This is a genomic window from Salinicoccus sp. RF5 (genome assembly GCF_020786625.1).
GTDB lineage: Bacteria > Bacillota > Bacilli > Staphylococcales > Salinicoccaceae > Salinicoccus.
The window spans coordinates 245,972-259,390 of sequence record NZ_JAJGRC010000003.1 but is presented as its reverse complement, the minus strand read 5'-3'; the positions used below and the strand labels follow the sequence as shown (position 1 = coordinate 259,390).

The 13,419-nt window shown below is 50.0% G+C and carries 19 protein-coding genes; 9 read left to right on the top strand and 10 right to left on the bottom strand.

The features are described from left to right. Positions 1–3 precede the first annotated feature (3 nt). Complete coding sequence (locus LLU09_RS10525; protein WP_228311704.1) at positions 4–1,455, bottom strand: nicotinate phosphoribosyltransferase; 1,452 nt, start codon at positions 1,453–1,455, stop codon at positions 4–6. Between the two features lie 95 nt (positions 1,456–1,550). Here LLU09_RS10525 and LLU09_RS10520 point away from each other — a divergent pair, with 95 nt between their 5' ends. The 4 genes from LLU09_RS10520 to LLU09_RS10505 all read left to right on the top strand — a co-directional run bounded on the left by LLU09_RS10520 (position 1,551) and on the right by LLU09_RS10505 (position 4,580). After that, positions 1,551–2,729: an MFS transporter gene (locus LLU09_RS10520; RefSeq protein ID WP_228311703.1), complete on the top strand. Its 1,179-nt coding sequence runs from the start codon at positions 1,551–1,553 to the stop codon at positions 2,727–2,729. Between the two features lie 37 nt (positions 2,730–2,766). Further along, on the top strand, positions 2,767–3,318 hold the full coding sequence (locus LLU09_RS10515) for a cysteine hydrolase family protein (protein ID WP_228311702.1): 552 nt from the start codon (positions 2,767–2,769) through the stop codon (positions 3,316–3,318). A 62-nt stretch (positions 3,319–3,380) separates the two neighbouring features. Beyond that, positions 3,381–4,304, top strand: coding sequence for a manganese-dependent inorganic pyrophosphatase (locus tag LLU09_RS10510; RefSeq protein ID WP_228311701.1), 924 nt, complete (start codon positions 3,381–3,383; stop codon positions 4,302–4,304). Between the two features lie 12 nt (positions 4,305–4,316). Next, a complete protein-coding gene (locus LLU09_RS10505) occupies positions 4,317–4,580 on the top strand; it encodes a GNAT family N-acetyltransferase (protein ID WP_228311700.1) in 264 nt (87 codons plus the stop codon). Between the two features lie 143 nt (positions 4,581–4,723). Here the strand turns inward: LLU09_RS10505 and LLU09_RS10500 are convergent, their stop codons facing one another. Together LLU09_RS10500 and LLU09_RS10495 are read right to left on the bottom strand one after the other, a co-directional pair. After that, entirely contained in the window at positions 4,724–5,014 is a 291-nt protein-coding gene (locus tag LLU09_RS10500; protein WP_228311699.1) for an alpha-amylase, read from the bottom strand. Continuing rightward, on the bottom strand, positions 5,015–6,034 hold the full coding sequence (locus LLU09_RS10495; protein WP_228311698.1) for a lactonase family protein: 1,020 nt from the start codon (positions 6,032–6,034) through the stop codon (positions 5,015–5,017). A gap of 145 nt (positions 6,035–6,179) precedes the next feature. Between LLU09_RS10495 and LLU09_RS10490 the strand changes: the two genes are divergently transcribed. Next, positions 6,180–6,560, top strand: a complete 381-nt coding sequence (locus LLU09_RS10490; RefSeq protein WP_228311697.1) for a YolD-like family protein — start codon at positions 6,180–6,182, stop codon at positions 6,558–6,560. 47 nt (positions 6,561–6,607) lie between these two features. Here the strand turns inward: LLU09_RS10490 and LLU09_RS10485 are convergent, their stop codons facing one another. Both LLU09_RS10485 and rpmG read right to left on the bottom strand, forming a co-directional pair. After that, positions 6,608–7,480: a bifunctional 5,10-methylenetetrahydrofolate dehydrogenase/5,10-methenyltetrahydrofolate cyclohydrolase gene (locus LLU09_RS10485; protein WP_124010998.1), complete on the bottom strand. Its 873-nt coding sequence runs from the start codon at positions 7,478–7,480 to the stop codon at positions 6,608–6,610. A 120-nt stretch (positions 7,481–7,600) separates the two neighbouring features. After that, the gene (gene rpmG, locus LLU09_RS10480) at positions 7,601–7,750 is read right to left on the bottom strand and encodes a 50S ribosomal protein L33 (RefSeq protein WP_084184929.1); all 150 of its coding nucleotides are present in this window, start codon (positions 7,748–7,750) and stop codon (positions 7,601–7,603) included. Between the two features lie 80 nt (positions 7,751–7,830). Between rpmG and LLU09_RS12610 the strand changes: the two genes are divergently transcribed. Together LLU09_RS12610 and LLU09_RS10475 are read left to right on the top strand one after the other, a co-directional pair. After that, positions 7,831–7,953, top strand: coding sequence for a hypothetical protein (locus tag LLU09_RS12610; protein WP_255620880.1), 123 nt, complete (start codon positions 7,831–7,833; stop codon positions 7,951–7,953). A 134-nt stretch (positions 7,954–8,087) separates the two neighbouring features. Next, complete coding sequence (locus LLU09_RS10475) at positions 8,088–9,071, top strand: metal ABC transporter solute-binding protein, Zn/Mn family (protein ID WP_228311696.1); 984 nt, start codon at positions 8,088–8,090, stop codon at positions 9,069–9,071. A gap of 66 nt (positions 9,072–9,137) precedes the next feature. Here the strand turns inward: LLU09_RS10475 and LLU09_RS10470 are convergent, their stop codons facing one another. Together LLU09_RS10470 and LLU09_RS10465 are read right to left on the bottom strand one after the other, a co-directional pair. After that, positions 9,138–9,308 (bottom strand): hypothetical protein, encoded by a 171-nt coding sequence (locus LLU09_RS10470; protein WP_228311695.1) that lies wholly within the window; start codon positions 9,306–9,308, stop codon positions 9,138–9,140. A gap of 196 nt (positions 9,309–9,504) precedes the next feature. Further along, the gene (locus tag LLU09_RS10465; RefSeq protein ID WP_228311694.1) at positions 9,505–9,903 is read right to left on the bottom strand and encodes a secondary thiamine-phosphate synthase enzyme YjbQ; all 399 of its coding nucleotides are present in this window, start codon (positions 9,901–9,903) and stop codon (positions 9,505–9,507) included. A 68-nt stretch (positions 9,904–9,971) separates the two neighbouring features. Here LLU09_RS10465 and LLU09_RS10460 point away from each other — a divergent pair, with 68 nt between their 5' ends. Continuing rightward, a complete protein-coding gene (locus LLU09_RS10460) occupies positions 9,972–10,388 on the top strand; it encodes a DUF2188 domain-containing protein (protein WP_228311693.1) in 417 nt (138 codons plus the stop codon). Between the two features lie 39 nt (positions 10,389–10,427). Here LLU09_RS10460 and LLU09_RS10455 read toward each other — a convergent pair whose 3' ends face one another. From LLU09_RS10455 to LLU09_RS10445, 3 genes are all read right to left on the bottom strand, one after another. Further along, entirely contained in the window at positions 10,428–11,492 is a 1,065-nt protein-coding gene (locus tag LLU09_RS10455) for an NAD/NADP octopine/nopaline dehydrogenase family protein (RefSeq protein ID WP_228311692.1), read from the bottom strand. Between the two features lie 99 nt (positions 11,493–11,591). Then, positions 11,592–11,996, bottom strand: coding sequence for a (deoxy)nucleoside triphosphate pyrophosphohydrolase (locus tag LLU09_RS10450; RefSeq protein WP_222999484.1), 405 nt, complete (start codon positions 11,994–11,996; stop codon positions 11,592–11,594). 240 nt (positions 11,997–12,236) lie between these two features. Further along, positions 12,237–12,416 carry a hypothetical protein gene (locus tag LLU09_RS10445; protein WP_228311691.1) on the bottom strand — a complete coding sequence of 60 codons (180 nt, stop codon included), beginning with the start codon at positions 12,414–12,416 and terminating at the stop codon, positions 12,237–12,239. 110 nt (positions 12,417–12,526) lie between these two features. On the opposite strand from LLU09_RS10445, the gene LLU09_RS10440 reads away from it, so the two are divergent. Next, positions 12,527–13,408 (top strand): helix-turn-helix domain-containing protein, encoded by an 882-nt coding sequence (locus LLU09_RS10440; RefSeq protein WP_228311690.1) that lies wholly within the window; start codon positions 12,527–12,529, stop codon positions 13,406–13,408. The last annotated feature ends 11 nt before the right edge of the window (positions 13,409–13,419 follow it).

Here is a 13,419-nt window from a genome sequence, read left to right as displayed (position 1 = left end):
ACATCACTCCAATGTTTTATTACTTGATTCCTCGATGAGATCCTGTTTGATCTGCCATAGTTCCTTTGAAAGGTCTACAGGGTACTCCTCCGGATTGAGGAACCGCTTGTATTCTTCCCAGAGCAGTCCGAGACGTTCCTCGTGCCGGCGCTTTATCGTGTCGACACTCTCCGGCTCGTACACGCACTCCCCATCGATGAAGATATCTTTCAGCAGCTCCACCGCCCTGTAGGAGCGGATGAGCTTCCTTTTCATCGTATGGATCGGGTGGAACATGAGCAGTGGCTCATCCTGCTTTATCTCTTCCCCAAAATGCGTAATGTATTCACCTTCAGACATCCCCGTATTTTTGTTGATGATCCGGTGGATGTTCTTTTTGCCGGGTGTCGTCACCTTTTCCGGGTTGCCTGAAATCTTTATCCTGTTCTCAAGCACCCCTTCATCATTTTCGATGGCCACGAGTTTGTAGACGGCGCCGAGCGCCGGTTGGTCATAGGCTGTAATCAACTTGGTGCCGATGCCCCAGCTGTCTACCTTTGCCCCCTGGGAGAGGAGTGACAGGATCGTCACTTCGTCCAGGTCATTCGATACGATGATCTTCACGTCATGGAACCCTGCATCATCCAGCATCTTCCGCGCCTCTTTGGAAAGGTATGCGATATCGCCGGAATCGAGTCGGATGCCGATGAAATTGATCTTGTCGCCGTACTCCTTGGCCACTTTGATCGCATTCGGAACACCGGACTTCAGTGTATCGAAAGTATCGACGAGGAAGACACAGTCCTTATGAGACTCTGCATAGGCCTTGAAAGCATCGTAATCGTCGCCATACGCCTGGACCATGGCATGGGCATGTGTACCGCTTGCATTCAAGCCGAAGAGTTTCGCGGCCCGTACATTGCTTGTCCCGTCGAATCCGCCGATGATGGCAGCGCGGGCGCCCCAGAGTGCCGCATCTAACTCATGCGCCCGGCGTGTGCCGAACTCCATCAGGGTGCTGTCCGGCACGAGCTGACGGATGCGGCTCGCCTTCGTTGCGATCAGCGTCTGGAAATTGACGATATTAAGCAGTGCGGTCTCGACGAGCTGGGCTTCGATGATTGGCGCCTCCACCTGGACGAGCGGCATGTTGGCGAATACAAGCTCGCCTTCCTGTACGGCGCGCACTTTTCCGGTGAAGCGCAGATCCTTCAAATATGTCAGGAAGTCCTCCTCATATCCGATGGACCTCAAATACTCGATATCCGATTCCGTGAATCTCAGATTCTTGAGGAAATCGATGATGCGCTCGAGGCCGGCGAAGACCGCATAGCCATTATCGAACGGCATGCTCCTGAAATAAAGGTCGAATACGGCAGTCCGGTTCCCCAGCCCCTGTTCCAGGTAGGTCTTGCCCATATTGATCTGATACAGATCCGTGTGCAGCATAAAACTGTCATCTTCAAATTGATACATTTTCTACAGTCCCTCCATGAAGTGCTCCAAATCAGTTATAATCATTCTAACACAACCAAATTCCATACCAACATAAATATCATTGGAGGAATACCATGAAATTTGCAAGTTTCAGGGCACGCTTCGTCATCCTCTCCCTGATTGTCTGCATATCCGGATTCTCGCAGGGCATGCTCCTCCCCCTCATCTCCTTCATCCTGGAGAACCGGGAAGTGCATGCCACCCTCAACGGACTGCATGCCTCAGGACTCTACATAGGGGTGCTCGTGTCCGCCCTATTCATCGAGGCACCGCTCAGGAAATACGGCTTCAGGCCCATGATCATCACCGGAGGGGTCATCGTCGGCATATCCATGCTGCTGTTCCCGGTTCTGGAATCGATATGGATCTGGTTCCTGCTCCGCCTCCTCGTCGGAGTCGGCGACAATGTGCTCCATTTCAGTACACAGACATGGCTGACCCAGAGCACCCCGCAGCACAAGCTCGGACGTGTCATCGCCTTCTATGGCCTGTTCTTCTCGTTCGGCTTCATGATCGGACCGAAGATCAGCGAGCTCGTGGTCATCTGGGAACCGCTGCCCTTCGTCGTCTCGGGCGTACTCACCATGATGGGCTGGCCGCTCATCTTCCTGCTGAAGGGGGCTGAAGATGCGATGCCGGTCGATTCCGGCGCGCCCATCACGCTGTTCAATACCTTCAGGAATTTCAAGGCTGTGCTCGCAACGAGCTGGATCGCCTTCCTGTTCCCGATGCTGTTCGGCATCTTCGAGGCATCGCTCAACAGCAACTTCCCGGTCTTTGCAGTCAGGAATGGATTCACCATTTCCGACATCACCTGGATACTGCCTGCCTTCAGCTTCGGCGCCATACTCCTGCAGGTGCCGATCGGTGCGCTCGGGGACCGCGTCGGACGCAGCCGGCTCATCACTGTACTGCTCTCCCTCGGAGGTGTGACGTTCCTGTTCATGGAACTCTACAGTACGTCGTTTGCCGTGCTGGTGGTGCTGTTCATACTCGCCGGCGTCTTCGTCGGCTCCATGTACTCCTTAGGCATCAGCTACATGACGGACATCACACCGAAGTCCAACCTTCCGGCGGGCAATTTGATGGCGGGCATCATGTTCAGCCTCGGCAGCATCGTCGGACCTGTCATCGGCGGGTACATCATCACCGCCTCGGGCGGGAACTACTACTTCATCTTCTTCACGATCGCCATCGCCATCATCACCCTGCTGAATGTATCATTTATGTATAGGCGCCGGGATGTGGCATAATGGATATGAAAATAATGAAGCACAAGGAGGATTACAGATGAACAATGCACTGCTCGTCATCGACTATTCATATGATTTTGCAGCACCCGACGGTAAGTTGACCGCAGGAGAAGCCGCCCAGGCAATCGAGGCGGCCATCGTGGACAGGATCCGTGAGGCCCACGAAGCCCGTCAGCCGATATTCTTCATGATGGACCTTCATTTCGAACAGGACGACCTGCACCCCGAATCGAAGCTGTTTCCACCCCACAACATAGAAGGGACGGAGGGACGTGCACTCTATGGCAGGGTCCATGATGTCTACGAGGAAATCAAGGATGAACAGAATATCTTCTTCATCGACAAGCGCCGCTACAGCGCATTTGCCGGCACACCCCTCAACCAGCTGCTACAGGAGCGCAAGATCGACACCGTGACGCTGACCGGCCTTGTGACCGACATATGCATCATGCATACCGCCGTCGACGCCTACAACAATGCCTATGGCATCGTCGTCCCCGCCTCATGCGTCGCCTCCTTCAACCCGGCGGGACATGAGAGCGCACTCGATCATTTCAAAAATGCACTCGGTGCCACTGTAGAACCGTAGAAGGATGCATACTACAATGATAAAATGGGAAGAGTAATAACATATCAAAAGGAGAATGAAACATGACCCAGACAAAAATTTTCGGACACCAGAACCCGGATACGGATACGATCACTTCCGCACTCGTTGCAGCGGACATCGAGCAGCAGCTCGGCAATGATGCTGCAGCCCGGCGCCTTGGTGAAGTCAACCCTGAGACTCAGTATGCGCTCGACCATTTCGGTGTCGAAGCTCCTGCATTGCTTGAACCGCTCGAAGACGATGCACCGGTCATCCTGGTGGATCACAATGAGTTCCAGCAGTCCGCAGAGAACATCGAGAAGGCCGCTATACTGAAGGTCTTCGACCATCACCGCATATCCAACTTCCGTACGGAGTCCCCGCTCTACTATCGTGCAGAGCCCGTCGGCTGTACGGCGACGATCCTGAAGAAGGTATATGCGGAAAACGACCTCACCATCTCGAGGGAGATGGCAGGACTCATGCTTTCCGCAATCATCTCGGATACTCTGCTGTTCAAATCACCGACTACGACGGATGAGGATAGGAAAGCTGCCGAAGCATTGAGGGGGATTGCAGAAGTCGACCTCGAGGAATATGGAATCGAAATGCTGAAGGCCGGCGCATCCACGAGCGACAAGTCTGCAGAGGCGCTCATCACCGGTGATGCAAAGACATTCGAGATGGGTGAGCGTTCTACCCGCATCGCCCAGGTCAACGTTGTCGATGTGGATGAAGTCTTCGAGCGCAAGGAAGAACTCGAATCCGCCATCAATGAGCAGATCGAGAAGGACGGCTACGACCTTTTCGTACTCGTCGTTACAGACATCCTGAACTCCAACTCCAGGGTTCTCGCACTCGGTACACATGCCAAATCCATCGAAAAGGCGTTCGATGTTGCCCTTGATGAGAATTCAGCGGTTCTTGAAGGTGTCGTATCACGCAAGAAGCAGGTAGTTCCACAGATTACAAAAGCATTGTCATAAGGAGGCATCTATATGCTGAAGAAGGAAGATGGCAGACTTTATCTGGAAGAAGGACACGAAGTCGTTGCGGAACTCATCTACAACAATCATGAGGAGTACTATGATGTGACCAGCACATACACGAAGCCAAGCCACCGCAACAGGGGACTGGCAAAGGACCTGGTGGATGAAGTGGTTGAAATGGCACGTGAGGACGGCAAGAAAGTCCAGCCGACGTGTCCCTATGTCGCATATGCCATCCGTGACCCGAAGTATGACGATATAAAAATAAAATGACATCAGAAAACCCCGCCACACTGAAATGTGGCGGGGTTTTCCTATGGAAGGCAATTCCAAAAATAGTTGAAAGAATGAAAAAATGGTATGAACAAATAATATCACCAGTTTTCTGAAAAATCAATATTATCAGCATACTTGAATCAATTAAATATTTTACTTATTACACTCTCCTTGCCTTCCTGAAGACGCTCCTTTGAACATTCATCCTCAATCCGGTATCCCAGCTCGTCCGTCGCCCTGGAGAATGACACCTCATCGATATAGTTTGTGAGCTCCGCCTGGTCGTAGCACCCGGGATGGACGATCTTCTCGAGTGTATGGTCGACGATGACCCGTTCGGAACCGCTCGTCCGGTCCGCCAGCGGCAGAAAAAGCAATCCGACCGCAACTGCCATCAGAACCAGGACAGCCCATATGCCTCTACTGTTCATTTAGACGAATCCGACAAAGACGCCTTCCGGCACTTCCAGTTCGCCTTCCTGCCGTTCGATGGTGCCGTCGTCATTCACCCTGAACAGTACAAGGTTGTGGGAACGCTCGTGGGCACATATCAGATAGTCCCCATCCGGTGTGAGGTTGAAGTCCCTCGGCCAGTCCCCGTTCGTGGACTCGATCTGGAGGCGTTTCAGCGCTTTGCCCTCCTCAATGATTTCAAATGCGGCGATGCTGTCATGGCCGCGGTTCGATACATAGATGTATTTCCCATTCGGATGCTTGCGGATTGCAGCGCCCTGGGAATGCCCCTCGAATGATTCGGGAAGTGTGGAATATGTCTCCACCGGGAAGAATTCCCCATCATGATAGTTGGCGACGATCACTTCGTTGGAAAGCTCAGTGAAAATATAGGCATGGGTGCCGCTGTCGTCAAAAACCAGATGTCTTGGCCCGCTCCCTGCCGCAACCGTGCATTCCGAAACCTTATGCAGCTTGTCGTCCCTGATCTCAAGCGTCACAATCTTGTCCGCCCCGAGATCCACCGCTGCGATGTATCTCCTATCCGGCGTTTCGGTGACGAAATGGGAGTGGGGATTGTCCTGGCGTTCATGGGGGCCATCCCCCTCCACCTGGAAAATATCCAGACGCTCTGATGCCACGCCACGTTCATCCACGCGGTACAGCCTGATTTCCCCGGAGAGGTAGACCGCATCCACTATATAATTCTGATCTGAAGTGAGCGTCAGATGGCAGCCTGAAGCGCCTTCCTCCAAGCAGTCTTCGATGAAGCGCAACTCCCCCGTCTCGAGATCGCTGATTTCGAATGTGGCGATGCCCGCCTTCGACTTGCCCTTCTTCACTGCATATACACGGTCGTTTTCGATATCCAGATAGGTCGCGTTTGGAGATTCCGCCGCCTCTTCCACGGCAGTCAGTTTTACTGCTTCCGTGTCCAGATCGAACTTGTATATCCCTTTTCCATGCTCTTTTGTATAAGTACCGACGTACCCGATCATGCTGATTCCTCCTCCATCTTTTTCTATTATAGTAGCATACCCTCTCCCATACCCTAAATGAAAAGATAAATTCTCCTTGAAATAGCGAACATATGTTCGTATAATTGGAGTTGACAGACGCACAGGACAATAAGGGGGGGTGCAGATGGACTACAGGGATATGCCGATGGATGAACTCGACTCCAATATTCCACAGGGGCGCGGGATGATCAAATGGGCGCCCTTCGCCACCATGCCCGAACAGTTTGAAAGGGTCGACCGGATGATCGAGGACCAGACCCGGATCGAGCGGCCGGTCCTGTCCGATGACCGGCTGGATGAGATGAACCACATCCTGAAGAAGGCGCTGCATGAGAAACGGTGTGTAGATGTCGAATATTACTACGATGGCTTCCGTTTCCATGCCGAACTCAGACTCGTCCAGGTCGATACATGGAGCATGGTGCTGATCGGCCATCATCCGGACGATGATGCCGAAATGACATTCATTTCATTCATAGACATCCTGGACATCACCATGCTGTAGCGTGATATCAGAAAAGCCATGCAGAAAATTTTCTGCATGGCTTTTCTCTAGCGTTCCAGGAAGAGGACCGGTTCCTTCTGATAGTCGGTTGCCATCATCAGATGATAGGCGAGGACGGTCGTCGTAATCGCTCCGACGCCGCCGGGAACAGGTGTGATATAGGAGGCCTTGTCCTTTACTCCTTCATAATCGACATCGCCGACCATCTTTCCTTCATCGTTGAAGTTGATGCCGACATCGATGACGATCGCCCCCTCCTTCACATGCTCGGCGCGTATCAGGTTCATCGCACCGGCTGCACTGACGATGACATCTGCATTGCTGCATTTGGCCACCAGGTCATCGGTATAGAGGTTGCATGTCGTCACCGTCGCATCCCGGTTCATGAACAGCAGTGAGAGCGGCTTGCCGACTACGGCACTCGCTCCAACGACTGTCACGTTCTTTCCTTTCAGATCTATGTCATAGAAATCAAGCATCTCCATCACACCCGCCGGTGTACATGGTTCAAGCCTGTTCTTCTCATTGGTCAATACCTGACCGAGGTTGAAAGGCGTCATCCCATCGATATCCTTCATCGGGTTCATCAGTTCCACCACCCGCTTCATATCGATGTGCTCGGGAAGCGGCTGCAGAAGCAGTATGCCATTTATCGAATAATCCTCATTGATCTCCCTGAATTTCGTCAGAAAGGCCCTGGCGGAAATATCCTCCGGAAAGTGGTACTGTTCCGTCTCGATGGACAGCTTCTCGAACCTTTTCATAGCCGCCCGTTCATAGGAGATGGAATCCGACAGGTCCCCCACCCTCACAAAGGCGACCTTCGGCTGGATCCCATGCTTATGCGATTCTTCGAGAGCATGCTGGATCCCTTCTGATAAATGTGCCGCAACTGCTTTGCCATCCATAATCGTTGTCATAAAAATGCGCTCCTTCATACCCTTTTTATCCCAATATACCACACTACAGATCGAAGCATACACCCAAAAGCGCCACCTTTATGACAAAATAAAAAAGCCGCCCGATGGGCGGCATCCCCGTTACTTTGTTTCACGGTGGATTGTATAGCTATTGGATCTTGGGCAGTATTTCTTCATTTCAATACGCTCAGGATTGTTTCTTTTGTTTTTAGTCGTAATATAGTTACGATCTCCACAATCAGTGCAAGCCAAAGTTACATTTACTCTCATCAGTTACGCCTCCTTTATTCATTACCTGTTCCGCTTTGCGGTGAGGAACATCCAAATTGGGATAATGTTGCTATTATACCATGTCCAGGGGCTTGTTGGAAGCTGACCCGGACTCCGTTTCAACTGGCCAGTTGATCATCCCGGGGGATGAAACGATGGTCTTCAATGATAACAGGTTCCTCATCAACATTGAACCGCCTTAACTATTTTAAAGGTTTATCGATATTTTTTCAACACTTTTGTGGAAAGGGCCTAAAATTTAAAATTGCACTTGCCTAATCGAAATCATTACGATATAATTTTAAATCGTAATCATTACGTTATGAAGGAGTATATTATGAAAAAATATCTATTCCCGGGCTTGATGGCCCTTTTGATGATGGCCCTCGCTGCATGCGGTTCATCGACTACAGATTCCAATGAAACAGACGATGATGTACTGACAATCTATACGACCGTATTCCCATTGAAGAGTTTTGCCGAGCAGATCGGCGGCGGGTCTGTTTCGGTCGAGACCATCTACCCGAACGGTGCCGATATCCATACTTATGAACCTACTCAGAAGGATATGCTCGAATATGCAGAAGGCGACCTCTTCATCTATACGGCAGATGACCTCGATCCGGTCTCCCAAAAGATCCGGGGGGCAGTAGAAGATCATACTGTATTCTTCCCGGCCGCCGACGGCATCCCTGAAGAAGCATTTGAGCACGATCATGCTCATGAGGAAGCTGAAGAAGGACATGAAGACGAACATGACCACGAAAGTGAAGAAGGACATGAAGACCACGGACACGAAAATGGGACAGACCCCCATATCTGGCTCGATCCCAACCTTTCTATAGAAATGGCCTCGGCCATCAAAGACCAGCTTGTGGAAATGGATCCCGACAACGCTTCCGACTACACTGAAAACTTCGAAGCGCTGGAAGAGGAACTGACTGACATTGATGCGGAACTTGCCTCCATTACAGAAGCCCCCCTCCGTGACACCGTCTACATCTCCCATGAATCCATCGGCTACCTTGCCGACAGATACCATTTCGAGCAGGTCGGGATATCCGGATTGAACAACCAGGAGCCTTCACAGCAGGAACTGACCCAGATCATCGAGGATATTGAAGCCAAGGAAATACCTTATATCCTTTACGAGCAGAACATCACTTCAAAAATCACCGACACGATACGTGAAGAGACCGACACAGAGCCACTCGAGTTCCACAACCTCTCTGTATTGAATGACGAAGATGACCCGGAAGCCACCTACCAGTCCATCATGCAGGATAATATTGAAGTATTGGACCGTGTGCTGAACGAATAGACTGGAAACGGGATCGCGTGATCCTGCACCATCAAAAAAGCTGACCCGAGGGTCAGCTTTTTTGATCTACTTATTTTCCGCTTCCAGTTCATGCTTGAGCTTCTCAGTGAACTCCTTGATCTCATCGACATCCTTCTTCAGGAAGAAGGCGAGGATGGCCACACCGGCGGTGCCCACCACAACAAGCACAAGAATCAGCTTAAGCAAAAAACTGAGCAATGATTTTATGAATTCCATATTGACCTCCATGAAGTATTTTATCCCCTCTACCCTGAGAATCTAAAATTCATTCAAAAACTTTTGAAAGAGGGTTGATATTTATCTGAAAATTCAGTATTATAATAGTAGTTAATCACTATTAACTAACCTATTCCATTTTCTTAAAAATTTCTCCTATTTTTCCTGCATCCACACGGTGCAGGTTTTTTTATTTCTACCCTTCAATCACTTTGATGTGCACCTTGCGGTCCCTCGGTCCGTCGAACTCGGCAAAATAGGTACTCTGCCATGTGCCATAGATGACTTCGCCGCCATCTATGATCAGGGTCTCGCTGGCACCCGTCAACGAGGACTTCATATGGGAGTCCGAATTGCCCTCTGCATGCCTGTACTCCTTCTTATTGTCGAACGTCATGTTCATTCCATAGACCAGGTCACGTGTCACATCAGGGTCTGCATTTTCATTGATCGTGATTCCGGCCGTCGTGTGCGGAGTGAAGATTGTCATGATGCCCGCTTCGACTCCGCTCTTTTCGAGTGCTTCCTCGACAAGTGCATCGATATTGATGTACTCTTCCCTCATTTTGGATGTTACGGTAAATGTAAACAGCATATTATCACCTTTAACTTTCCTCTGTATGGGTATTATAATACTAAATATTGATGAAAGGGGAAATGGAGATGCCTTATACAATGAACGACTATCCGGATTCTTTGAAGAACATGGAGAAGCTGGAGCGTAAAAAGGCGATTGACATCATCAATGCCCTGCTTGAGGAAGGCTACGACGAAGGCCGTGCCATCCCGATCGGCACCGAGCAGGCGCAGGAATGGTACCAGGATGCTTCCCAGAAGGAACTGGATGAACTCAAAAATGAAAAGGTCACCGACCATGAAAAGGATCCCGGTTCACAGGGAGGCAAGATTGCAGACAATAATGTGGAGGTCTTCTTTGAGGATGACGAATGGAAAGTCCAGACCAAGGGGGCAAAACGCCCGAGCAACACATACGACAACAAGAATGACGCAATCAGTCGGGCAAAGGAAATTGCCGAAAACCGCGGTGCTGAAACCATCGTCCATAATAAGAATGAATAGGATGGATATCCCTGGCTTCTTGATGAGCCGGGGATATTTCTATACTTGTGCGTTCAGGTCCTTTGTGCCGTCCAGACCAATCTTCTCAAGCGTCAGTCCCTCCCGCGTGAAATCAACTTCAAGCATCAGTGAAGTCAGATGGATGATGGAATCGATCGAAGGCGTCTCGACACCCACCGCTTCAGCAATGCTCTTCCACAGGACAAGACCGTAGCCCACATCCTCCACGACATACCGGTTGTTCAACGTCACGGGACCTACCAGATCCTTCAGTACCGGGCTTTCGTTGTACTGCTCCTTAAGCGGCTTGCCCGGCTCGAAATAGGTGCTTCTTTCCGAACGTGCGGCTTTGTCCAGCGCTTCAAATTCGAGGGCCTCGCATATCTTCTGGCGCTCTTCATCTATCGCCTCGATCACTTTGACCGTATGATGGGTCACCCCGTCGCGGTAGAGGTAGAACTCCTCCCCATGATTGTCGATGAAGCCCGTATTCAATATGGAAGGGGCCGGATGGCTCTCCGGGTTTCCATTGTTCAATGCTGTTTCAATGATGTTCGCAGCCGGTACGAGCGTATCATATAGCACGCCGAGCTTTTCCATCATTATCTCAGTATCACTGCTCGGATATGCACTGAACAGATTATGCTTGCTCCTCAGTATGATATCCGCATCGTTTTCTTCATAATCATATCGTGCAGCATATGTCAGGGACATCGATTCCCCGATCAGAACCGAAACTTCGGGTCGCTTCTCCTTCAACAGATTGGTGAGCATCATGCTGTTCATCGCACTTGCACCATTTATGAAGACCATCTGGCCATCCTCGAGATATGGGATGAGTTCATCGAACATCTGCGCGAGTATATGGGTCGGCAGACATGTCATGATCACTTCTGCATCCTTCACCGCTTCGAGCGGATCTTGGGTGAAATTGTGGAAATAGAGCGCCTCGCCCTTGAAATTCACTTTACCCTGCATGATGTCCTCATGGGGGTCCTTCAACGCCTGGAGGGAGTGGTACAGCGTCACTTCGTGGCCTCTTGCGGTCAGATCTGCTGCAGCTACAACTCCCCCATTGCCTGCACCAACTATGGAAACTTTCATTTAATCAGAACACTCCTTAATTTGTATAGGGAACATTATACTGAAAATTCCGATATTCTTCCACTATAAAACCCGGTTCCGAAGAACCGGGTCCCTGCCCTATTTCGCCGGGCTGCCATTTTTGATCAGTTCGATGGCCGGAATGTCAGCAGGTGCCCAGTCGAGTGCTTCGATGTCCCTGCGTGCCAGCCATTTCATATCGATATGCTCGAGGAGCTGGATTTCCCCCGACAGCTGCTTCGCATAATAGGTCGTCAGTTCGACCGTTCCGAAGTCATAGTCATGCACTGTGGTGGTGATCCGCTCCCCCACTTCTATTTCGCATTCCATCTCTTCCATCAGCTCACGCTTCAGCGCTTCGGCCGGTGCCTCACCCGCTTCAATCTTGCCTCCGGGGAATTCCCACATCAGCGCCAGATTCTTGCCTTCAGGCCTCTGTGCACACAATATCTCATCCTTTTCATTCACTATGACAGCACCAACGACTCTGATATATTTCTTCATGATATCCTCCAAAGTTTTATAATACGGCCATTATAACAAAAAGACTGCGCCGGATCTCCCCTTCACAGTCGAGTTTAATATATAGTATATGGTATTATTATCATGTCCTAAAAAATTTAACCTGACCTCATTTGGAACAAAAAAAAGACCCTCTGCCCAAAATTATTAAGAGGTCGGGTGCATTTCGGGGCAGAGGGAATCCAATTAAGGGTAAGGAAAAAATGAACTTACTAGAAGTTGCTAATAAACACCGATAGGGGCTGGCCTTCCATCAGGAAGATAACCGGAACCTTTACCGAAAGTCCCAACTTCTTCATAGCCACCTTTTACAACACTCGCTTCTGCTGTAGAAGTATTGACTGCTGAGAATGAGCCCAATAGAATTGTACTCACTACCAAAGCACTGATAATCTTTTTCATGCCATCACCACCTTCGATGTTTATAACTATATTATGCAGCATTCCAAATATTCTATCAATATTCACATATGCAAAAATTGTGAACATTCAATTGATTGGGGAGGATACCGATGAGATATTATGAACGCTTCAAGGAAATTCGACAACAAAAAGGTCTGACCCACAAAGAAGTTTCCGAGGGGATATGTGGGATGACGACGATCTACCGTTTTGAACGGGGGGATACGGCAATTACAGCGGAAGTGCTCTACAAACTGTGCCAGCGCCTCAGCATCAGCATGCAGACGCTGTTCATAGATGAAGAATCCGAATATGCTCTGATCGACTACTATCTCGACAAGCTGCGGGACTATGTCTATTTCAAGCATCCGGAGATGCTCAAACAGACCCTTCAGGATGCCAAGAAAACGATTAATGAAAAGCCCAGCTTCGATCTGAAATACCGCAACTATGACCGGCTCTACCGCACATACACGGCAATCGACTTAAGGAACGACGATAAGTATGTGCAGGCCGAAAAGATCCTCCTCGAACTAATGGAGGAAGCCAAAAATATAAAGTCGCTGGAACTCGAGATCATCAACACCCTGGGTGACCTTTATCTCATTATGGATCGGTATGATGAGGCCCTCACCCTCTTCCATAAGCACCGAAATCGCATTCTCGATTTCCCCCGTGTGGACGGTTTCGAACGCTTCATGATCAAGCAGCTCCACTACGGCTATGCAATATGCCTCTATAACAGTGCATCCTATGTCCAAGCCCTGGAAGTATGCTACAAACTGCTCATCCGCATCCAGGAAAACAACTCCATGTTCTATCTGGGCAAAACACATCACCTGATGACACTGATCTACATCGCGTTGAGGGACCCCAAGCCTGCCAGAGAGCACCTGACCAAATGCGAAGCTGCATTCCTGCTCGAAGACTTGGACGACAAATTGGAATACCATATACAGATTGCCAGGGAGGAAATAGAAGCGCTGGGGTAGATCATCTGCCC